19 protein-coding genes are annotated in these 21,149 nt (G+C 63.2%); 3 read left to right on the top strand and 16 right to left on the bottom strand.

Features of this window, described 5'->3' with window-relative positions; all coding sequences use genetic code 11:
• Position 1: 1 nt before the first annotated feature.
• The 12 genes from nirC to argS all read right to left on the bottom strand — a co-directional run bounded on the left by nirC (position 2) and on the right by argS (position 14,673).
• Positions 2-814, bottom strand: coding sequence for a nitrite transporter NirC (nirC, locus tag AB5Y82_RS06195; protein ID WP_159142734.1), 813 nt, complete (start codon positions 812-814; stop codon positions 2-4).
• Between the two features lie 57 nt (positions 815-871).
• The gene (gene nirD, locus AB5Y82_RS06190) at positions 872-1,189 is read right to left on the bottom strand and encodes a nitrite reductase small subunit NirD (protein WP_159144512.1); all 318 of its coding nucleotides are present in this window, start codon (positions 1,187-1,189) and stop codon (positions 872-874) included.
• A complete protein-coding gene (gene nirB, locus AB5Y82_RS06185; protein WP_368173767.1) occupies positions 1,189-3,735 on the bottom strand; it encodes a nitrite reductase large subunit NirB in 2,547 nt (848 codons plus the stop codon). The genes nirD and nirB overlap by 1 nt, the downstream gene beginning before the upstream one ends.
• A gap of 295 nt (positions 3,736-4,030) precedes the next feature.
• Positions 4,031-5,119, bottom strand: coding sequence for an ABC transporter permease (locus AB5Y82_RS06180; RefSeq protein ID WP_159142732.1), 1,089 nt, complete (start codon positions 5,117-5,119; stop codon positions 4,031-4,033).
• Between the two features lie 3 nt (positions 5,120-5,122).
• Positions 5,123-6,232, bottom strand: a complete 1,110-nt coding sequence (locus AB5Y82_RS06175; protein ID WP_236317401.1) for an ABC transporter permease — start codon at positions 6,230-6,232, stop codon at positions 5,123-5,125.
• Positions 6,229-7,998, bottom strand: a complete 1,770-nt coding sequence (locus AB5Y82_RS06170) for an ATP-binding cassette domain-containing protein (RefSeq protein WP_368173766.1) — start codon at positions 7,996-7,998, stop codon at positions 6,229-6,231. The genes AB5Y82_RS06175 and AB5Y82_RS06170 overlap by 4 nt, the downstream gene beginning before the upstream one ends.
• Positions 7,995-8,963 carry a secretion protein HlyD gene (hlyD, locus tag AB5Y82_RS06165; RefSeq protein ID WP_159142729.1) on the bottom strand — a complete coding sequence of 323 codons (969 nt, stop codon included), beginning with the start codon at positions 8,961-8,963 and terminating at the stop codon, positions 7,995-7,997. Before hlyD ends, AB5Y82_RS06170 begins: the two co-directional genes overlap by 4 nt.
• Before the next feature lie 85 nt (positions 8,964-9,048).
• Positions 9,049-9,690 carry a TetR/AcrR family transcriptional regulator gene (locus AB5Y82_RS06160; RefSeq protein ID WP_159142728.1) on the bottom strand — a complete coding sequence of 214 codons (642 nt, stop codon included), beginning with the start codon at positions 9,688-9,690 and terminating at the stop codon, positions 9,049-9,051.
• A 259-nt stretch (positions 9,691-9,949) separates the two neighbouring features.
• On the bottom strand, positions 9,950-11,278 hold the full coding sequence (gene hslU, locus AB5Y82_RS06155; RefSeq protein WP_124928187.1) for an HslU--HslV peptidase ATPase subunit: 1,329 nt from the start codon (positions 11,276-11,278) through the stop codon (positions 9,950-9,952).
• Between the two features lie 79 nt (positions 11,279-11,357).
• Positions 11,358-11,891: an ATP-dependent protease subunit HslV gene (gene hslV, locus AB5Y82_RS06150; RefSeq protein ID WP_005340772.1), complete on the bottom strand. Its 534-nt coding sequence runs from the start codon at positions 11,889-11,891 to the stop codon at positions 11,358-11,360.
• A 187-nt stretch (positions 11,892-12,078) separates the two neighbouring features.
• Positions 12,079-12,924 carry an SPOR domain-containing protein gene (locus AB5Y82_RS06145; protein ID WP_005340771.1) on the bottom strand — a complete coding sequence of 282 codons (846 nt, stop codon included), beginning with the start codon at positions 12,922-12,924 and terminating at the stop codon, positions 12,079-12,081.
• Between the two features lie 3 nt (positions 12,925-12,927).
• Positions 12,928-14,673, bottom strand: a complete 1,746-nt coding sequence (gene argS, locus AB5Y82_RS06140; protein ID WP_005355547.1) for an arginine--tRNA ligase — start codon at positions 14,671-14,673, stop codon at positions 12,928-12,930.
• A gap of 310 nt (positions 14,674-14,983) precedes the next feature.
• Here argS and AB5Y82_RS06135 point away from each other — a divergent pair, with 310 nt between their 5' ends.
• The 3 genes from AB5Y82_RS06135 to AB5Y82_RS06125 all read left to right on the top strand — a co-directional run bounded on the left by AB5Y82_RS06135 (position 14,984) and on the right by AB5Y82_RS06125 (position 16,948).
• On the top strand, positions 14,984-15,550 hold the full coding sequence (locus AB5Y82_RS06135; protein ID WP_005355544.1) for an LON peptidase substrate-binding domain-containing protein: 567 nt from the start codon (positions 14,984-14,986) through the stop codon (positions 15,548-15,550).
• 140 nt (positions 15,551-15,690) lie between these two features.
• Positions 15,691-16,260, top strand: a complete 570-nt coding sequence (locus AB5Y82_RS06130) for a sigma-70 family RNA polymerase sigma factor (protein WP_005355542.1) — start codon at positions 15,691-15,693, stop codon at positions 16,258-16,260.
• Positions 16,253-16,948 (top strand): ChrR family anti-sigma-E factor, encoded by a 696-nt coding sequence (locus AB5Y82_RS06125; protein ID WP_111900436.1) that lies wholly within the window; start codon positions 16,253-16,255, stop codon positions 16,946-16,948. The genes AB5Y82_RS06130 and AB5Y82_RS06125 overlap by 8 nt, the downstream gene beginning before the upstream one ends.
• Before the next feature lie 66 nt (positions 16,949-17,014).
• Here the strand turns inward: AB5Y82_RS06125 and bacA are convergent, their stop codons facing one another.
• The 4 genes from bacA to AB5Y82_RS06105 all read right to left on the bottom strand — a co-directional run bounded on the left by bacA (position 17,015) and on the right by AB5Y82_RS06105 (position 21,135).
• Positions 17,015-17,830 carry an undecaprenyl-diphosphate phosphatase gene (bacA, locus tag AB5Y82_RS06120; RefSeq protein WP_021230740.1) on the bottom strand — a complete coding sequence of 272 codons (816 nt, stop codon included), beginning with the start codon at positions 17,828-17,830 and terminating at the stop codon, positions 17,015-17,017.
• Between the two features lie 115 nt (positions 17,831-17,945).
• The gene (gene galM / locus AB5Y82_RS06115) at positions 17,946-18,935 is read right to left on the bottom strand and encodes a galactose-1-epimerase (protein ID WP_111900437.1); all 990 of its coding nucleotides are present in this window, start codon (positions 18,933-18,935) and stop codon (positions 17,946-17,948) included.
• Positions 18,932-20,080, bottom strand: a complete 1,149-nt coding sequence (galK, locus tag AB5Y82_RS06110) for a galactokinase (protein WP_111900438.1) — start codon at positions 20,078-20,080, stop codon at positions 18,932-18,934. Before galK ends, galM begins: the two co-directional genes overlap by 4 nt.
• Positions 20,077-21,135 (bottom strand): UDP-glucose--hexose-1-phosphate uridylyltransferase, encoded by a 1,059-nt coding sequence (locus AB5Y82_RS06105; protein ID WP_111900439.1) that lies wholly within the window; start codon positions 21,133-21,135, stop codon positions 20,077-20,079. The genes galK and AB5Y82_RS06105 overlap by 4 nt, the downstream gene beginning before the upstream one ends.
• Between the last annotated feature and the right edge of the window lie 14 nt (positions 21,136-21,149).

The following is a 21,149-nucleotide window of genomic DNA, read 5'->3' as shown; positions in this document are numbered from 1 at the left end:
ATCAGGCGGTTTGGGTCTGGTTGGCGGTGCTGGTGGTCTCGTTCACCGCGACCGGGCGCTCAGCCTTGGGGGTGGCATACCAGTAACCGAGGCCCATAAAGAGAACGCCGGAGACGGTGTTGCCCAGGGTCACCCACAGCAGGTTGTGGCCGATGCCGCCCAGGGTGTAGGCATCCGAGTGGGCACCAAACCAGGAGAGGGCAAACAGGGTCATGTTGGCGATGGAGTGCTCGTAGCCGGAGGCGATAAAGGCCAGCAGACACCACCAGATGGCGATGAAGCGGGCGGCTCCTTCGGTACGCAGCGCCATCCAGATGGCGAGGCAGACCAGCCAGTTGCAGAGGATCCCCTTCATAAACAGGGTCAGGGCCGGTGCCTGGGTCTTGGCCAGCGCCACCTTGTGGGCCAGGCTGCCCGCGTCCGGCAACAGGCTGCCGCCGTAGGAGTAGATGAGCGCCACCACGATGGAGCCAATCAGGTTGCCCGCCCAGGTCTGGGGCAGGATGCGCAGCTGGTCGGCCATGGTGATCTTGCCGCTCTTCACCCCGAAGGTGAGGAACATGGTGTGGCCGGTGTAGAGCTCGGAGCCGGCGATGATGACCAGGGTCAGGGCGATGCCGAAGGTGGCTCCCATCACCAGCGGCCGGATGGCGGGATCCACCAGATTGCCGAGGGTGAAGATGAGGATGATGCCGAGGCCCACATAGGCCCCCGCCATGGCGGAGCTGAGCCAGAAGCCGAGCTTGTCGCAGCGCTCGAAGCGGTTGATGCGGGCCGCGTTGGCGGCGCACTTGTTGATGGTTTCCGTGTACATCTTGTGAGTCCTTGAAAGGGCTGCTCTCAGGCAGCCCGAAAGAGAGTGAAATCGGCTTTAGACGGCGACCCAGACCCGCTGGTCGCGCACTTCAACGGGATAGCTTTGAACTGACATCGCAGGATTGTCGACGCAGTGGCCATCGCTCAGGCGAAAGCGCTGCTTCTTGAGCGGGCTGGCGACCCAGAGTTCGCCGTCGTGTTCGCAAATCAGGCCCCGCGACAGCACGTTGGCGGCGAAGAAGGGATCCCGGTTGTCGATGGCGAACACCTCGGCCGCCGCGCTCGGGCGGAACAGGGCGATCTGGCGACCTTCAATGAGTGCGCAGACACCGGTTCCCGGCAGGATGTCGTTGAGTTGGCAGGCAAGTTTCATCATTTGGTTTCCACCTCGATCTGGTAGACGGGGATGCGCTCGGCCGGAGTGGCGGGTCTGTGCTGGTCACGCTCGGCGACAAACTGGACGTCCGGGTCGCGCTTGTCGCTGTTGATGAAGTGGCTGAAGCGCTTGAGCGCCTCCTCTTCATTAAGGGTGCGCGACCATTCGCACTCGTAGCTGTCGATCAGGGTCTGGATATCGCGCTCTAGCGTGTCGGCCAGCCCCAGCTTGTCGTCGACGATCACCTCGCGCAGATAGTCGACGCCCCCTTCCAGGTTGCCGAGCCAGACCGAGGTGCGCTGCAGTTTGTCGGCGCTGGTGACGTAAAACATCATAAAGCGGTCGATCAGCTTGATGAGGGTCTCGCGGTCGAGGTCAGAAGCCAGCAGGTCGGCGTGGCGTGGCTTCATGCCGCCGTTGCCGCCCACATAGAGGTTCCAACCCGCATCGGTGGCGATGATGCCGACGTCCTTGCCCTGCGCTTCCGCACATTCGCGGGTACAGCCGGAGACGCCAAACTTCATCTTGTGCGGGGTGCGAATCCCCTTGTAGCGGTTCTCGAGGAAGACCCCGAGGCCGACGCTGTCCTGCACGCCGAAGCGGCACCAGGTGCTGCCGACACAGGTCTTGGCCATACGCAGCGCCTTGGCGTAGGCCTGACCTGTCTCGAATCCGGCTGCCAGCAGCTTGCGCCAGATGGCGGGCAGGTCATCCTTCTGAGCCCCGAACAGACCGATGCGCTGGGCGCCGGTGATCTTGGTGTAGAGCTTGTAGTCGCGGGCCACTTCGGCCACCGCCAGCAGCCCTTCCGGAGTCACTTCGCCACCGGCCATGCGCGGGATGACGGAGTAGCTGCCGTCCTTTTGCATGTTGCCGAGGAAGATATCGTTGGTGTCCTGCAGCGGGATGTTGCACGGGCTCAGCACATGCTCGTTCCAGCAGGAGGCGAGGATGGAGCCGACGGTCGGTTTGCACACCTCGCAGCCATAGCCCTGACCGTGCTTGGCCAGCAGTTCGTCGAAGCTCTTGATCCCCTCCACCTTGACCAGATGGAACAGCTCCTGACGGGAGTGGGGGAAGTGGGCGCAGAGGTGGTTGTTGACCTCGATGCCCTGCTTAACCAGCTCGGCGTTGAGCACCTGACTGATGAGCGGCACGCAGCCGCCGCAGCCGGTACCGGCCTTGGTCTGCTGCTTGATGGCGGCAAGGGTGGTGTGACCCTCGGCCACCGCCTTGGCGATGTCGCCCTTGGAGACGTCGAAGCAGGAGCAGATCTGGGCGCTCTCCGGCAGGGCATCCACCCCCAGGGTCGGCTTGGCGCCGGCGTAGGCGGGCAGGATCAGGGTGTCCGGGTGGGCTGGCAGCGGCAGGGCGTTGAGCATCATCTGCAGCAGGTTGCTGTAATCTTCCACGTCACCCACCAGCACGGCGCCGAGCAATCGGCTGTTGTCTTCGTTCACCACGATTTTCTTGTAGACGCCGGCCTGGTCGTCCTGGAACACATAGCTGTGGCTGCCCGGGGTGCGGCCGTGGGCATCACCGATGGAGCCGACGGAGACGCCGAGCAGCTTGAGCTTGGCGCTCATGTCTGCCCCCTCGAAACGGCTGTCGCCGCCGAGCAGGTGGTCGACGGTGATCTGGGCCATCTTGTAGCCCGGCGCCACCAGCCCGAAGAAGCGGCCCTGCCAGGCGGCGCACTCGCCGATGGCATAGATGTCGGGATCGGAGGTGAGGCAGTGATCGTCGATGACGATGCCGCCGCGCTCGGCGATAGCGAGATCACCGTAACGGCCCAGGGTATCTTGCGGGCGAATGCCGGTGGAGAAGACCACCACGTCTACTTCCAGCTGGCTGCCATCGGCGAAGGCGAGGCGGTGTTTCGCCTGCTCGCCGCCATGCATCAGGATCTCGCTGGTGCTCTTGCTGGTGTGTACCTGCACGCCCATGGATTCAATCTTGCGGCGCAGCAACTGGCCGCCCTGACCGTCGAGCTGCTCGGCCATCAGCACAGGGGCAAATTCCACCACGTGGGTTTCGAGACCCAGCGCCTTGAGGGCGCCGGCGGCTTCGAGGCCAAGCAGGCCGCCCCCGATAACCACCCCGCTCTTGCCGCTCCTGGCGGCGCTGCGGATGGCTTTCAGATCCTCGATGGTGCGATAGACGAAGCACTCGTGGTGCTGACTGCCCGCAATGGGGGGCACCCAGGGGTAGGAGCCGGTGGCCAGCACCAGCTTGTCGTACCCGACCACAGTGCCCTTGTTGGAGTGCACTTCGCGGTTGGCCCTGTCGATTTTTTTCACCGCTTCGCCGAGCAGCAGGCGGATGCCGTGCTTGTCGTAGAAGCCGGGTTTGACGAGGGAGAGATCTTCGCTGGTGTGATGGGAGAAGTAGGAGGAGAGATGGACGCGATCGTAGGCGGGACGGGGTTCTGCACCGAAGACGGTGATCTCGTAGCGGCCCGGCTCGGCCCGCTCGATCAACTCTTCGATGAAGCGGTGCCCCACCATGCCGTTGCCCACAACGACCAGTCTGACTTTGCTCATGATTGCCTCTAGTTTGGAGTAATAAAACATCATTCTGGGGCTAGGCTACCCAGTCAGTCGTGGCGGGCAATTGATGCAAATCAAGTGTCTATTTATATATCTCGTCAGGGGTAATTCGATAAAATTCAAAGATATACAAAAATAGGTATACCAGTTGATGATTTCTGCGCTGGCTTGGAGTGAGGGATGGTGGAGAGCAAGAGCGCTTTAGCAAAAGCCGGGGAGTGAAAACTTCTGGCGGAAAAAGCCGATCTCGCACTGGGCGAGACCGGCATCAGCGGAGCAAGGCGGCGCGTCAGGCGATATGGCGGCGGAACATGGCGAGCGCCAGCGACAGGGTGACGCCGGCGATGGCGAGCAGTGGCCAGAGCAGGGGCCAGGCGGCCGACCAGTCAAACCCCTTGAGGAAGACCCCCTTGAGCAGCACGATGAAGTGGGTAAGGGGGTCGATGGCCGCCAGCCACTGGAACACCTGCGGCATGTTCTCCACCGGCGAGATATAACCCGAGAGGATCACCGCCGGGACGGTGAAGGAGAAGACCCCGAGAAAGGCCTGCTGCTGGGTCGAGCAGAACGACGAGATGAAGAGCCCGATCCCAGCCAGTGCCAGCCCGTAGCAGACCATGCCCGCCATCAGCAGGCTGAGGCTGCCGGCAAAGGGGAGGTGAAAGACGAAGCGGGCGGCCAGCGCGACTATGCACCCTTGCCCCACCGCCACCATGATGCCGGGCACCGCCTTGCCCGCCATGATCCAGCCTGCGGTGAGGGGGGAGACCAGCAGCTGATCGAAGGTGCCTTCTTCCCGTTCCCGCGCGACCGAGAGGGCGGTAACGATCAGACAACCGGTGGTGGTGATGATGGCCACCAGCGCCGGCAGGATATGCCAGTGGAACTCGACGTTGGGGTTGTAGAGGTTGCGTACTGCCAGCTCGGGTTGGCCCTTGCCCTCACTTTGCCAGCGGGCGATCACCTGACTGATGTAGCCCGCCGCTACCTGACCGCCGTTGGAGCGGCGGCCGTCGATAATCAGCTGCACCTTGGCCGGTTCGCCCCGCGCCAGCCGGCGCGAGAAATCGCCCGGAATAATCAGCCCGAGCAGTGCCTGTTGCCCGGTGATGGCGTCGGTCATGCCCGCCTCGCCCGCCACCGGAATGATGGTGGTGAAGGCGGGCATATGGGTGAGGCGCTCCAGCAGCTCGCGGCTCTGGGCTCCGCCATCCTGGTTGTAGATGGCCAGCGTGTTGCCGGTCACCTCCAGAGTGGCGGCGAACGGGAAGAGGGCGGTTTGCAGCAGCACTGGCATGATGAGCAGAAAGCGCCCCTGGGTATTGCCCATCAGGGCCTGCAGCTCTTTTCGGATCAGCCACCAGAGTCGGATCAGCATGGGTTACTCCAGAGTGCGCCGCGTCTTGCGGGCGGTCAGGGCCAGCCAGAAACCGGCCAGCAGCAGCAGACAGAAACCGTTGACCAGCAGGATCGAGAAGACGCTGCCCGCCTGATAGAGGGTCTGCAGGGAGCTGGCGAAATAGCGGGCCGGAATGAGGTGGGTGATGGCCCGCAGCAGCGGCGGCATGCTGGCGATCTCGAACACGAAACCCGACAGCATCACCGCGGGCAGAAACGCAGCGATCAGCGCCGCCTGTGCGGCGTTGAACTGGCTGCGCATCACGGTGGAGAGGAACAGGCCGAGTCCGAGGGCGCTGCCGAGAAAGACGCTGGTGACCAGAAAGAGCAGCAGCAGGGAGCCGCGCCATGGCACGCCCATCACCGCCACCGAGAAGAGCAGGCAGAGCAGCATGGCGATGATGCCAAGGCCATAGTAGGGCAGCAGCTTGGAGAGCAGCAGCTCCCCCTTGGTGACCGGGGTGGCGAGCAGCGCCTCCATGGTGCCGCGCTCCCACTCCCGCGCCACCACCAGCGAGGTGAGCAGGGCGCCTATGATGGTCATCACCACCGCAATGGAGCCCGGCACCAGAAAGTTGCGGCTCACCAGCGCCGGATTGAACCAGGCGCGGCTCTCTATCGACACCTGCATGGCGACCCCCTCGCCAGCGAGCCATCCCTGCCAGATCCCCTGCACATAGTTGGTGACGAAGTTGGCGGTGTTGGGCTCGGAGCCGTCGGTCAGCAGCAGTGCCTGCGGCGTGCCATTGCCCTGACCGGCCATAGTGCGGGAGAAGCCGTCATCGATCACCAGCAGGCCGCGGATCTCGCCACGGGCCAGACTGGCGAGCAGGGACTCCTTGCTCGGCCCGCTGTGGATCTCCAGTGCGGTAGAGCCGCGCAGGGCCTGCTCCAGCCGCACCGCCGGGGCGCCGCTGTCGGTGCGCCAGATGCCGAGGCGCAGATGGTCCACATCCAGATTGATGGCGTAACCCATCACCACCAGCAGCACCACCGGCATGATGAAGGCGATGAGGATGCTGCTCGGGTCACGGACGATTTGCAGCGTCTCCTTGCGGCAGAGGGCCAGCAGTCGCCGACGGTTGATGCTCATGCGTCCTCCTCGCTGGCCCGCTCGACTAGCGTGATAAAGGCCTCTTCCATTGTTGGCAAAGAACAGGTCGGCAAGGAGCCTGTTGGCAAAGAGGTCGCCGCCTCTTTGGCCGCCAGCCCCTTGAGATCGTCCGGGGTGCCGAGGGCCAGCAGCTTGCCGCGATAGATGAGAGCAATGCGGTCGCAATACTCCGCCTCATCCATAAAGTGGGTGGTGACCAACACGGTGACGCCGTGGTCGGCCAGCGCGTTGATGTGCGACCAGAACTCGCGACGGGTTACCGGGTCGACCCCGGAGGTGGGCTCGTCGAGAAACAGCAGCGGCGGTTCGTGCAGCAGGGCGCAGGCGAGTGAAAGACGCTGGCGCAGGCCGAGCGGTAGGGATTCCGCTTTCTGATCGAGCCAGGGGGTGAGGGCAAAGGCAGTCACCATGGCGTCGATCCGCGTCTGCTGGTGGCGGCCGAACAGGCCGTAGATACCGGCGAAGAAGGAGAGGTTCTGGGCCACGGTGAGCTGCTTGTAGAGGGAGAACTTCTGCGCCATGTAGCCGAGGCGCTGGCGCGCCGCTGAGGGGCTATGGGCCAGATCGATGCCGGTCACCAGCGCCTGTCCCTCGCTCGGGCGCAGCAGGCCGCACTCCATCTTGAAGGTGGTGGACTTGCCCGCCCCGTTGGGGCCGAGCAGGCCGAAGATCTCGCCGCGGCGCACCGCAAAGCTGACATCATCGGTGGCGGCAAAATCGCCGAAGCGTTTGGTGAGGTGGCGCGCCTCGATCACCGCCTCGGGGGAGACCCCCTGCGGCAGTTCGGCTTCCCGCATCCCGGCCGCCAGACTCGACTCCCCGCCGGGGCCGCCGCCGAGCAGGTCGATAAAGGCATCCTCCAGCCGGGGCTGGGCCGGTTGAAAGGCGCCGTTGGCCAGTTGCAGCTCCGGGAGCGGCGGGGGCGTCATGCCAGGGTGCAGCAGCAGGCGAACTCGCTCCCCCGCCACCGCGCCATCCATCACCGCCGGGTGAGCCAGTGCCCGGCGCAGCAGTGCGCGCCGCTCGCGGCCATCCAGTTGCCCCGCCTCCAGCAGCCAGCAGCGGCTGGCCATGGCCCCCATCAGATCGGCCGGCGTGCCGCTGGTGCGCACCTCGCCATCCGCCATCAGCAGCACGTGGTCGCACAGCTCCGCCTCGTCGAGATAGGCGGTGCTCCAGAGCACCGTCATCCCCCCCTTGGCCAGCTCGCGCACCATCTGCCAGAGGGCGCGGCGGGAGATGGGATCGACCCCGACCCCCGGTTCGTCGAGCAGCAGCACATCCGGGGTGCCGAGCAGGGCGCAGGCCAGCCCGAGCTTCTGCTTCATCCCGCCAGAGAGCTTGCCTGCCGGTCGTGCTGTGAAGCGGGCGAGATCGGTGAAGGCGAGCAGCCGCGCGAAGGTGGGCGTGCGTTCGGGCTCCAGTACGCCGCGCAAGTCAGCGTAGAGGGTGAGGTTCTCCTGCACGCTGAGATCCTCGTAGAGGCCGAACTGCTGGGGCATGTAGCCGAGGCGCTGGCGCAGCAGATCCCCCTCGCTCACCGGATCCAGCCCCAGCACCCGGATGGTGCCCGCTTCGGGGATCAACAGACCGGCCAGCAGGCGCAGCAAAGTGCTCTTGCCTGCACCGTCGGGGCCCACCAGTCCGGTGATGCCGCCAGTCGGAATGGTGGCCGAGATGGCGTTGAGGGCGACCCGCTCGCCAAAGCGTTTGGTGAGCCCCTCAAGGGAGATGGCGCAGATCATGGCGCCAGCCTGACGGTGACCGGCATCCCTTGGCGCAGGGCCGGGTCGGGATCCTGCACTACGATGCGCAGCCGGTAGACGAGGTGAGTGCGCAGGTCTGGCGTCTCCACCGATTTCGGGGTGAACTCGGCGGTCGGCGAGACAAAGCCCACCACCCCGTGATAGGGCTGATCCGGCCGCGAGTCGGTGGTGAGGGTTACCTTGGCGCCGCTCGGGAAGTGGCCGAGCCAGGGCTCCTCCACATAGGCGCGCACCCAGACTGGCGCGGTCAGGGAGAGGTTGAAGGCGGTCGCTCCGCTCTGCACCATGCTGCCGTTCTCGACGGTGCGGCTGATGATGATGCCGTCGCTGGGGGCGGTCAGGTTGGCATCTGCCAGCGCCAGTTCGGCACTGGCGAGCGCCGCTTTGGCCCCTTCCAGCTGGGCATCGGACTGGGCGATTTCCTCCGGGCGGTAGCCGGTTTCGAGCTGGGCGAGCTGTTCGCGGGCTGAGCGTACCTGCGCCCGGGTCTGATCCCGCTGGGAGCGGGCGGTATCGAGCTGACCGCGGGAGATGGCGCCAGTGGCGGCCAATGCGCTCTGGCGGCGCCACTGCTGGTCGGCCTCCAGCGCAGCGGCTTCGGCGGCGGCCAGTGCGGCCCGGGCGCGGTCGGTCTCTTCGCTGCGATAGCCTTTGTGGATCAAGGTGTTGGCGGCAGTGAGCGCAGCCAGATTGGCGCGGGCACTGTCGCGGCTGTGGGTGAGGGGAACCGGATCGAGGCAGGCCAGCAGTTGGCCGGTTTTTACCCTATCCCCCTCATCGACCAGCACCTGATCGACGCGGCCGCCGACCCGAAAGGCCAGATTGACATCGCGAATATCGACGTTGCCGTAGAGGATGGAGCCGTCGGCGGGTCGCCCCTGCCACCAGAGGTAGCCGCCGATAACGGTTAGCAGCAGGGCTGCGATTGCAATGCGTTGCTTCATACCGCTTCTCCTTGAGGATGGCGCTGCAACCAGAGGTAACCACTGGGAACCGCCAGCAGCAGAACTACCATCGCGATGCGTTGTTTCATGCCGCTTCTCCTTCCTTCATGTCGGTGGGGCGCAGGCCGCGCAGTGCCCATACCAGCCGTTGTCTGGCGGCCTCGGGGTTGTCTATCTGGCTGAGAAAGGGGGTGGCCTGTTCGGGCAGCCAGCCGAGCTGACGACCGCTGCCAGCGATCACCAGCGGCAGGCCGACCGACCCCATGATGAAGATCATCAGCTGGAGCGGGTGACCGGCGACCAGTGACCCTTCCGCCTGTGCCATCCGTACCTGTTCGATCAACAGCAGGGGGTGGCGGCGCGGCAGGCTGAGCAGAAAACGCTGGGCCGCCCCTTCGCCTGCCAGCGCATCGCCAAACAGGTGGTTGATAAAGCCGCGCTGGCGCGCCACCAGCCCGATCAGCGCCTCCATGGTCGCCTCGAACATGGCGATGGCAGAGGGGTAGGAACCTTTGGCTGCCACCGATTTGAGCTCGTCATAGAGGGGGGCGTACCAGAGCTCCACCAGCTCGTCGATAAAGGCGTCGCGGTTACCGAAGTGGTAGACGAAAGAGCCAAGGTTCACCTCGGCCGCCGCCGCCAGCTCGCGCACCGTGAGGCCGCGCAGCCCCTTTTCAGTGGCGATGGCGAGGCCGGTATCGAGCAGTTTTTGCCGGGTGGGATTCATCGTTCTGGTTCCTGTTGCACAGATTTTGATCTGATTTATACGTATGTATAAATCAGCTACCGAGAATAGGAAAGATCTTTTTTTGAGCAGATTTAAGCGGGGATGAAAAAACGGCGGGCGTTGGCAAGGAGAGGTTTGGAAACGGCTTGGGATTGAACGGGTTGCCACAGGTGGGGGCCAGAATCCGGGCAGATGACGGAGGTGGTGGAGAAATAAAAACGCCTCCGCGAAGGGAGGCGTTTTATCGGGAGGGGCGCGCTTACAGAATAAAGCGGCTCAGATCCTCGTCTTCAATCAGCTTGCCGAGGTGGGCGTTGACGTAGTCGGTGTTGATGACGAAGGTCTCGCCGGACTTCTCGGAGGCGTCGTAGGAGATATCTTCCATCAGGCGCTCCATCACGGTGTGCAGACGACGGGCACCGATGTTCTCGGTACGCTCGTTAACCTGCCACGCCGCTTCAGCCAGACGGCGGATGCCATCCTTGGTGAACTCGATGTTGACCCCTTCGGTGGCCATCAGCGCCTTGTACTGATCGGTCAGCGAGGCGTTCGGTTCGGTCAGGATGCGCTCGAAGTCATCTGTGGTCAGCGCGGTCAGCTCGACGCGGATCGGCAGACGGCCCTGCAGCTCGGGGATGAGGTCGGACGGCTTGGCGATCTGGAAGGCGCCGGAGGCGACAAACAGGATGTGGTCGGTCTTGACCATGCCGTGCTTGGTGTTGACGGTGCAGCCCTCGACCAGCGGCAGCAGGTCGCGCTGTACCCCTTCACGGGAGACATCGGGGCCCGAGCTCTCGCCGCGCTTGCAGATCTTGTCGATCTCGTCGAGGAAGACGATGCCGTTGTTCTCGACCGCAGCGATCGCTTTCTGCTTCAGCTCTTCAGGATTGACCAGACGGGCCGCTTCCTCTTCGATCAGCGCTTTCATGGCCTCTTTGACCTTGATCTTGCGCTTCTTCTTCTGGTTCTGGCCCAGGTTCTGGAACAGTCCCTGCAGCTGGTTGGCCATCTCTTCCATGCCCGGCGGGGTCATGATTTCGACACCCATCGGGGAGGCGGAGAGTTCCAGCTCGATCTCCTTGTCATCCAGCTGACCTTCCCGCAGTTTCTTGCGGAAGATCTGGCGGGTGTTGGAGTTGTCGGCTTTCTCTTCCTCACCCCAGGTGTTGCGCGGGTTGGGCAGCAGGGCGTCGAGGATGCGCTCTTCGGCAGCTTCCTCGGCGCGGTATTTCATCTTCTCCATCTCGGTTTCGCGCACCAGCTTGATGGCGGCATCGGTCAGATCGCGGATGATGCTGTCCACTTCCTTGCCGACATAGCCCACTTCGGTGAACTTGGTCGCTTCCACCTTGATGAAGGGGGCGTTGGCCAGCTTGGCCAGACGACGGGCGATTTCGGTCTTGCCGACACCGGTCGGGCCGATCATCAGGATGTTCTTCGGGGTCACTTCATGGCGCATCTCTTCGTTGAGTTGCATCCGGCGCCAGCGGTTGCGCAGGGCAACGGCAACGGCGCGCTTGGCATCGGCCTGACCAATGATGTGTCTGTCCAGCTCGTGGACGATTTCTCTCGGGGTCATCTCGGACATGATGGTGTTCCTGTATCCGGGGCGGGCAGTGCCCACCCCTTGGGAAATTGGGTTTGGCTGGTGGCCTTATTTGGCGGCCTTATTTCGCCGAATAGTCCAGCACTTCGATGGTGTGGTTGCCGTTGGTGAAGACGCAGATGTCGCCCGCAATCTTGAGGGACTTCTCGACAATGGTCCTGGCATCCAGCTCGGTGTTTTCCAGCAGCGCGATGGCGGCGGACTGGGCGAAGTTGCCGCCGCTGCCGATGGCGATGAGATCGTGCTCCGGCTGCACCACGTCACCGTTGCCGGTGATGATGAAGGATTTGTGTTCGTCGGCCACGGCCAGCAGCGCTTCGAGGCGGCGCAGGGCGCGATCGGTGCGCCAATCTTTGGCCAGCGCCACGGCGGCGCGCTCCAGATTACCCTGATGGGCCTGCAGTTTTGCTTCGAAACGTTCGAGCAGGGTGAAGGCGTCGGCGGTACCGCCAGCGAAACCGGCCAGCACCTTGCCGTTGTAGAGACGATGAACCTTGCGGGCGTTGCCCTTCATGACGGTGTTGCCAAGAGAGACCTGGCCATCGCCACCGATGACGACCTGACCGTTGCGGCGAACTGAAACTATGGTAGTCACTTTACTTACCTCGCTTGAGCCGAATGACGGCCTGACTGTGCATGGCAAGAAAGATGGGGATGGCAAACGGGCTTTTCAACCCTGCCTTTGGTCGGGATAAACGGGGTAGCAAACAGCGTGGGTGCGAGTGACACCAAAAGAACAGGGCCGGGTGTTGCCACCCGGCCCTGCGTCATCGGTAAGCAGATTACCCTTTCTTGGGAATGCAGCCGCTGATGCCGGAGCTCTGCAGCTTGCTGTTGGCCGCGTCGGCGGCCGCCTTGCCGTTGAAGGGGCCTACCATCACCTTGTAGACGGTGCCGTTGGCGCCATTGATCACCTGCAGGCTGGAAGAGAGGCCGGCGGTGAAGGCGATACGCGCCTTGAGCGACTCTGCGGAATCCTGCGAGCGCAGGGCGGCGCACTGCATCATGTAGCGACCGCTGTCGGCGGCTGCGGTCTGGGCTGGCGGGGTGGCCGCTTTGGCCTTGGCCGCTTCGGCGCGCTCCCGTTCCAGCTCGGCGCGGATCTCCCGCTCCATCCGTTCCCGTTCTGCCTTGCGGTCGATCACCTGCTCTTGCGCGCTGGCAACCGGCGCTCCGGAGGTGGAAGGGGTGGTCGCCGGATTGGGCTGATAGGGCTTGGGCTGGCCGATGGGCGTTCCCGGTTGGGGAATGTCGGTCGGCACCGGCTGTGGCAGTTTTTCCGGTTGCAGGGTCATGGTATCTGCCGGTGGTGGCGGCAGCACACCCGGCTGGGTCGGCGGCTCTATGATATCGACCTGCTTGTTCTCAAGCCGTTCGATGTAGCTCCACTTCTCCTGAGGCAGCCCGTTATTCTGCGCTTTTGGCTTGTTGGCCTTTACCTGCTCCTCAATGGTGGGGGCGTCGTTGCCCTTGCCATTGATCATGTAAAGGAAGCCACCAAAGCCTGCCAGCAGTGCCACGACCAGCAGCACTGGAATAACAGGAAAGCGGCGAGGGGCCGCTTTCTTGGTATTGCGGCCACCCGCCCGACGTCGCGGGCGGCTGCCGACATAATCCCGGGTTGCCATCTATTACATGCGCTCCAGGGTATGGATGCCCAGTACGCCGAGGCCCAGTTTCAGCACCTTGGCGGTGGCGGCGCACAGCAGCAGACGGCTCTGACGGGTTGCTTCGTCCACGCCATCCTTGTTGATCGGGCAGGCTTCATAGAAGGTCATGAAGTTGCCGGACAACTCGTACAGGTATGTACAGAGCAGGTGCGGCATGCCCTTGTCTGCCACGCCGTTGACCGCGTCGGAGAACTGGATCAGCTTCTGGGCCAGCACCTCTTCGGCCTCTTCGTTCAGGGTCACGTTGCCGGTCAGCGTCTCGGCATCGATGTTGGCCTTGCGGAAGATGGACTGGATACGGGTGTAGGCGTACTGCAGGTAAGGGGCAGTGTTGCCTTCAAAGGAGAGCATCAGATCCCAGTCGAAGATGTAGTCGGTAGTACGGTTCTTGGAGAGATCCGCATACTTGACTGCGCCCATGGCGATGGCATTGACCACATTGGCCTTCTCTTCGGCAGAGAGGTCGCTGTTGCGGCTCTCCAGCAGGGCTGCGGCGCGCTCTTCCGCTTCGTTCAGCAGGTCAACCAGCTTGACGGTACCACCGGAGCGGGTCTTGTAGGGACGACCATCCTTGCCCAGCATCATGCCGAAGGCGTGGTGCTCAAGCGGTACGGATTCCGGCACATAGCCCGCCTTGCGGGTGATGGTCCAGGCCTGCATCAGGTGCTGGTGCTGACGGGAGTCAATGAAGTACATGACACGGTCGGCGCCCAGGGTTTCATAACGGTATTTGGCACAGGCGATGTCGGTGGTGGTGTAGAGGAAACCGCCATCGCTCTTCTGGATGATGACGCCCATGGCCTCACCATCCTTGTTCTTGAACTCGTCCAGGAAGACAACGGTGGCGCCTTCGCTCTCGACCGCCAGCCCCTTGGCTTTCAGGTCGGCAACGATCTCCGGCAGCATGTCGTTGTACATGGACTCGCCCATGATGTCCTTGTTGGTCAGGGAGACATTCAGGCGGTCGTAGTTGATCTGGTTCTGTTCCATGGTCATGTCGACCAGCTTCTTCCACATGGTACGGCAGTACTCGTCGCCACCCTGCAGCTTGACCACGTAGTTACGGGCGCGCTCGGCGAAGGCTTCGTCTTCGTCGTAGCAACGCTTGGCCTGGGTGTAGAAGGCTTCCAGATCCTTGAGCGCCATGTCGCTGGCGTGCTCGTTGGACATCTTCTCCAGATAGGCGATCAGCATGCCGAACTGGGTACCCCAGTCACCGATGTGGTTGGCACGGATCACTTTGTGGCCGAGGAATTCCAGCGCGCGCGCAGCCACGTCACCGAGTACGGTGGAGCGGATGTGGTGCACCGCCATCTCTTTGGCCACGTTGGGGGCGGAGTAGTCCACCACCACGGTTTGTGGCGCGGGCAACCGTACGTTGGCGTTGGCAGAGGTCACCATGGCCTCGACCTGACCGGCCAGCCAGCGCTGGTCGAAGAAGAAGTTGATGAAGCCGGGACCGGCGATCTCGACCTTGGCGATCAGGTCGGAGGCAGGCAGGTGCTCGATGATGGCAGCCGCCAGCTCACGGGGATTCTTGCGGGCCGGTTTGGCCAGCAGCATGGCCAGGTTGGTAGCCAGGTCGCCGTGAGCTTTTTCCTTGCATCGGTCTACTTGCACGCGGGCTTCCAGGTCCGCCGGCAGGACGCCTGCTGACTTGAGATTGGCTACCGTTTGTTCAAGTAGATGATGAATATGCTCTTTCATAACTGACCACCAAGGTTGCGCGTCGAAAAATGACTGATATATAAGGGCGTGAATTTTACCCGCATCGGCCCGAGAAAACTATAGGGATGACCCGCCGCTCGCTGTCGGGCGGATATTTCACTGCGTTTGGCGCCATATTCCAGAATATTGGGCGGAAATTACGGTGCTTATCCATTTCTACTGCATATCGAAGCGGCTTGTCCAGGCTATTTTCCCCTGATTGTTAAGGGTTTTTCCTTTCCGCTGACGGGAATGATCTCCTCCCTCTGGCCCGGCGTATCAACAGAGGTTCCCAACCGAGGAGTTTGCGATGCGACTGGCGCTGTTTCCCCTATCTGCCCACCTGCTGCCCGGCGGCGTCATGCCGCTGCGGATCTTCGAACCGAGATACCAGCGGATGATCGCCGAGGCGGGGGAGTCCGGCTTTGCCCTCTGCATGGTGGACCCTCGCCAGCCCGACGCCTTGCGCAACATGCTGCCCATCGCCACCCGGGTCACCATCATCGATTTCGACCGGCTGCCGGACGGCATGCTGGGGATCACGGTGCAGGGGATGGAGCGGGTGCAGATAGAGGATCTGTGGCAGGAGCAGGATGGCCTGCGTATCGGCGAGGTGACGCCGCTGACGGCCTGGCCGCCCCGCCGGCTCCATCCCGATCAACAACCACTGGTTGATGCGTTGCGGGAGGTGTTTGCCGACTATCCCGACTATGCCGCCCTCTATCCCGCCCCCCGCTGGGATGATGGCAACTGGGTGGCCCAGCGCTGGCTGGAGGTGCTGCCGATCCCCCCCGAACAGAAGCAGCTGCTGCTGGCCGCTGCCGACAATCAGCCCGCCATCGCCCTGCTCAAGGGGGTTCTGGTGGCCAGCCACTGATTTTTTCTGACCTGCTGATCCGCCAGCGCCGCAGTGCCGTACAAGTCATCACCACAGCATGTTCGACAGCACACCAAAGGGATGGCGCAATGGCATATACTGGCCAACCACACTCGACCATACGCAGGACCTCGCCCGTGATGGATAACCCGGATGGCGACCTCAAATCTCTGCTGATCAGGGTGGCAGAGCAGGCCGACAAGGCTGCTTTTGCCCGCCTGTTCCAACACTTTGCGCCGCGTATTCGCAGCTACGGCCTGCGCCACCTCGGCAGCGAAGCCAACGCCATGGAGCTGGTGCAGGAGACCATGCTGCTGGTGTGGCAGAAAGCGCGTCTCTATCACCCGGAGAAGGGGGCGCCGACCACCTGGATCTACACCGTGATGCGCAATCAGTGCTTCGACATGCTGCGCCGTCGTCGCGCCAGCAAGGAAGATCTCTGTGCCGAGGAGCTGTGGCCCGTGCTGGAGTTTCAGGCCGAAGAGGAGCACCTGAGCGGGGGGGAAGATGCGGTGCTGACCCGTCAGATGGCCCACTATTTGGGCACCCTGCCGGAGCCGCAACAGCAGGTGGTGCGCGGCATCTATCTGCAGGAGTTCTCCCAGCAGGAGCTGGCGGAGCGACTCGGCGTGCCGCTCGGCACCATCAAGTCCCGCCTCCGGCTGGCGTTACAGAAACTGAAAGAGCAAGTGGAGCAAGGCCATGATTAAAGCCCATCCGACCGACCCTATGCTGCGTGCCTTCGCCGCCGACGAGCTCCCTCTGCCGCTGGCGGTGGGGCTCTCCGCCCACTGTGAACTCTGCCCCGATTGTGCTGCCCGACTGAAGACATTCGAAGAGGAGCTGGCGCAGCAATATCTTGCCTCGCCAGCAGAGCCCGAGCTGGCCTCCCGCGATGAAGTGGGACTGGACGCCGGATTCGACGCCATGCTGGCGGATATTCTGGCCCAGCCGCTGGCAGAGCCCCTCTCCGAGCCAACACATGACCAGCCCCGAACGCAGCACTGCGAGCTGGAGGTGGCCGGTCACGCCTACCGCTTGCCGCGGGTTCTGGCCCGCTACCGTTCGCCCAAGTGGCGCCATATCGGGGCCATTCGTCAGCATAGTTTGCCGCTGGACGAGATGGGGGCGCGCGCCAGCTTGCTCCATATCGAAGCGGGCGGTCGCATCCCCGAGCACACCCATCAGGGCTATGAGCTGACCTTGCTGCTGGCTGGTAATATTCAGGATGGCGATACCCTTTACAAGGCGGGAGATTTCATCTGGCGCGATGCCAGCCACTCTCACAGCCCGCATACGCCGGACGGTTGCCTCTGCTACACGGTGCAGGATGCGCCGGTGCAGTTCACCAAGGGGTTGTCGCGGCTGCTGAATGGCATCAGCCAGCACCTCTACTGAGCACTATGACGCCATAGAAAAAGGGACCAGATTGGTCCCTTTTTTCATTTGATTGCTGGTTGCCGGTCAGGCGACAAACACCAGATAGACGGCGAATGCCACGATAAAGCGGTAGATGGCGAACGGGATGAAGTCGATGCGGCGGATCAATGTCAGGAAGGTCTTGATCGCAAACATCGCTACCACGAAGGCGGTGATAAAGCCCACTGCAAACATCGGGAAGTCGGCCATCGAGAGAAAATCGCGGCTCTTGTAGAGATCAAGCCCGCTGGCCGCCACCATCATGGGCACTGCCATGATGAAGGAGAACTCGGCGGCGGCGTGACGGCTGATCCCCATCAGCATGCCACCACTGATGGTGGCGCCGGAGCGGGAGAAGCCGGGCCACAGGGCCAGACACTGGAACAGACCGATGCCGAACGCCTGCTTGTAGCTGATGTCATCCAGGGTTTCGGCTGTGACGGCCGGGCGGAACTTCTCGGCGATGATCAGCAGGATGCCCCCCGCGACCAGCGCGTACATGACGGTCTGCGGACCAAACAGGTTGGCCTTGATCCAGCTGTGGATGGCCAGACCGACCACGATGGCGGGCATCATGCCGAGGATGACATGGATCAGCGACAGGGTGGCGTGATCCCGGGACGGCTTCTGGCCAAAGTGGATGCCAATCAGGCCAAACAGGCGACGCCAGAAGACGGCGACCACGGCGAGGATGGAGCCCAGCTGGATCACCACTTCGAAAGTGGCAGCCTTGGGCCCTTCAAAGCCCAGCAGATGGCCGACGATAATCATGTGGCCGGTGGAGGAGACGGGGAGGAACTCGGTCAGCCCCTCGACGACGCCCAGAATAAAGGCGACCAGCAGGCTATAAGTGTCAGTCATCGAACAAACAATCCTTAACTTCGTTGATGTAAAAACGCCCCGAAAGGGTCTCGGGGCGGCATATCTTGCTCGATTGTGACTGCTGAGGCTATGTAAAAATCATGAATTCTTTAAGTTAGTCGCGGATAAAGCGGTAGCGGGTCTGGTGGTGATAACGCTCGCCAGGCAGCAGCCAGGGGTTGCCCAGCTCGGGGCGATTGGGGCTGTCCGGTAGCTGTTGCGCCTCAAGACAGAAGCCGTCGTGATCCCGGTGCGACAGGCCGCTGCGGTTCGGGGTATTGGCCAGCCAGTTTCCGGTGTAGAACTGTAGCGAGGGCTGGTTGGTATAGACTTCCATCGCCAGCTGCCTGTCCCCTGATACCACACGAGCAGCCCACTCTTGCGTTGGGCCGTTGAGCACAAAGGCGTGATCGTACCCCTTGGCCTGTTGCTGCTGGGGATGGTTCAGCCAATCCTGGCCAATCAGGCGCTCGCGGCGCAGATCGAATGGCCCCTCCACCGGGGTGATGGTGATCGGCAAACCGTTCGGGTCGGTCGGCAGGAAGTGGTCGGCATTGATGCTGATGAGGTGGTCACGGATATCGCCGCCATCGGTTTGCCCATCGAGATTGAAGTAAGCGTGGCTGGTGAGGCTGACCGGAGTTGTGGCATCCGTGCTGGCGATGAAATCCACCACCAGATCGTTCTGCTCCAGCCGGTACTCCAGGGTGACCCGCAGATTGCCGGGAAAGCCCTGCTCCCCCGCCCGGGAGAGCAACGCCAGCTTGACCCGATCCGCCTCCAGCTCCCTGATTTGCCAGCGCTGGCGATGAAAGCCAGCCTGCCCGCCGTGCAGACAGTTGGGTGCCTGATTGGCATTCAGCGGCCAGCGCTGTCCATCACGCACCAGCTCGGCACCGCCGATGCGGTTGGCGAAACGCCCGGCCACCGCACCCAGCCACACCTGCTGGGTGGGATAGGCGTCGTCGGCACAGCCCAGCAGCACTTCACGCCGTTTGCCCGCCACCAGCAGGGTGAGGGAGGTGAGGGTGGCGCCGAAGTCGAGGCCGCGCAGGCGCAGCCCCTCTTCATTTTCCAGCTCGAACGGGGTCATGGCGCTGCTCATAGCTTGCCTGCACCGGCGCTGGCAGAGCAGACGTAGCAGTCGGCCTTGAGGCCCGAGATGGCCGGATACTCCGCCTCGACGGCGGCAATCACCTCGGCCACTTTCTCCGGGCGCAGCAGGGCGACCACGCAGCCGCCGAAGCCGCCACCGGTCATCCGCACGCCACCATCTGTGCCGATCCTAGCCTTGATGATCTCCACCAGACCGTCGATAGCGGGCACTGTGATCTCGAAGTCATCGCGCATGGCGGTGTGCGACTGGGCCATCAGCTCGCCGAGACGGGTCAGATCGTGGCTCGCCAGCGCATCGGCGGCCGCCAGAGTGCGGGCATTTTCCCCAACGATGTGGCGGGCACGACGATAGCAAGCATCATCCAGCCCGGCCTTGCCCGCTTCCAGTCCGGCCAGATCGAGGTCGCGCAGCGCCTTGACCCCGTAGTGACAGGCGGCCGCTTCGCACTGCTGGCGACGGGTGTTGTATTCGCTGTCCACCAGACCGCGGCGCACATTGGAGTTGACGATCAGCACCGCCAGATCCGCCGGCATGGGGATGAGGCGGGTCTCCAGCGAGCGGCAGTCGAGCAGCAGGGCATGATCCGTTTTGCCGCTGGCGGAGATCATCTGATCCATGATGCCGCAGTTGCAGCCGACGAACTTGTTCTCCGCCTGCTGGCCGTTGAGGGCGATCTCGGCCTGGCTGATATCGAGCCCCAGCGCTTCTTTGAATGCCTGACCGATGGCTACTTCCAGCGAGGCAGAGGAGGAGAGCCCCGCCCCCTGCGGCACGTTGCCGGAGACCACCAGATCGAGGCCGCGCAGGGCATAACCGCGCTCCTGCAGATACTTCACCACGCCGCGGATGTAGTCGCTCCAGCGTTGGTCGGCGTGGTGCTCGATGGGCTGGTCGAGGTCGAACTGGTCGCGCTGGTTGTCGTAGTCGGCGGCGATCACCTGCACTTGCCGGTCATCGCGCAGGCCGATGGCGACGCAGGTCTCGTAGTCGATGGCGCAGGGCAGCACGAAGCCGTCGTTGTAGTCGGTATGTTCACCGATGAGGTTGACGCGGCCGGGGGCGCGCACCAGCAGATCGGGCGCTTTGGCAAATTGCTCGGCAAAAACGGTGCTGACGCGTTGGCTGGGGGTCATAGGGCCTCCTCATTGGTGTGGCTGGTCTGGTTGTAGTGAACGGGGCTCAGGGCACGCAGCCGCTCGGCAGCCTGCTCGGGGGTAAGGTCGCGCTGGGTTTCGGCCAGCATCTCGAAGCCGACCATGAATTTGCGCACGGTGGCGGAGCGCAGCAGTGGCGGATAGAAGTGGGCGTGCAGTTGCCACGCCTCGGGGCAATCCGATTTGGGCGGTGCAAAGTGCCAGCCCATGGAGTAGGGGAAGCTGCACTCGAACAGGTTGTCGTAGCGGCTGGTGAGCTCCTTGAGCGCTACCGCCAGATCCTGTTGCTGGGCCTTGGTCAGATTGAGCATGGAGGGGACGTGCGCCTTGGGCAGCAGCAGGGTTTCGAACGGCCAGGCGGCCCAGAAGGGGACCACGGCAAGCCAGTGCTCGGTCTCCACCACGATGCGCGAGCGATCCGCCAGCTCCCGCTCCACATACTCCAGCAGCATGGGGCGGCCATGCTCGGCCAGCCAGTCACGCTGGTGCTGCTCTTCGCGGGCGATCTCGTTGGGCAGGAAGTCGCTGCCCCAGATCTGGCCGTGGGGGTGCGGGTTGGAGCAGCCCATGACGGCCCCTTTGTTTTCAAATACCTGCACCCACTCCCACTGGGCCGACAACTCGGCGACCTGATCCATCCAGGTGGTGATCACCCCCTCGATGGCGGGTAGCTGCAGCTCGGGCAGGGTCTTGCCGTGATCCGGCGAGAAGCAGATGACCCGGCTGGTGCCGCGGGCGGCCTCCAGTTTCAGCAGGGGATCGCTGGCGCTATCGGCGGCCGGGGTATCCTGCATCAGGGCGGCGAAGTCGTTGGTAAAAACGAAGGTGCCCTGATAGTCGGGGTTGATGTCGCCGGTGACCCGGGTATTGCCCGCGCAGAGGAAGCAGTCGGGATCATGTGCCTGTTTGGGGGCCTGACTCACCTTCTCCACCTGCCCCTGCCAGGGGCGTTTGGCCCGGTGGGGGGAGACCAGCACATACTGGCCGGTCAGCGGGTTGAAGCGGCGATGGGGATGATCGACGGGGTTGAACATCATCTCTCCTGAAT

It is taken from the genome of Aeromonas sp. s13 (assembly GCF_040907905.1).
Taxonomy (GTDB): Bacteria; Pseudomonadota; Gammaproteobacteria; order Enterobacterales; family Aeromonadaceae; genus Aeromonas; species Aeromonas veronii.
The sequence above is the reverse complement of the archived record's forward strand: the minus strand, read 5'-3'. Positions and strand labels throughout refer to the sequence as shown.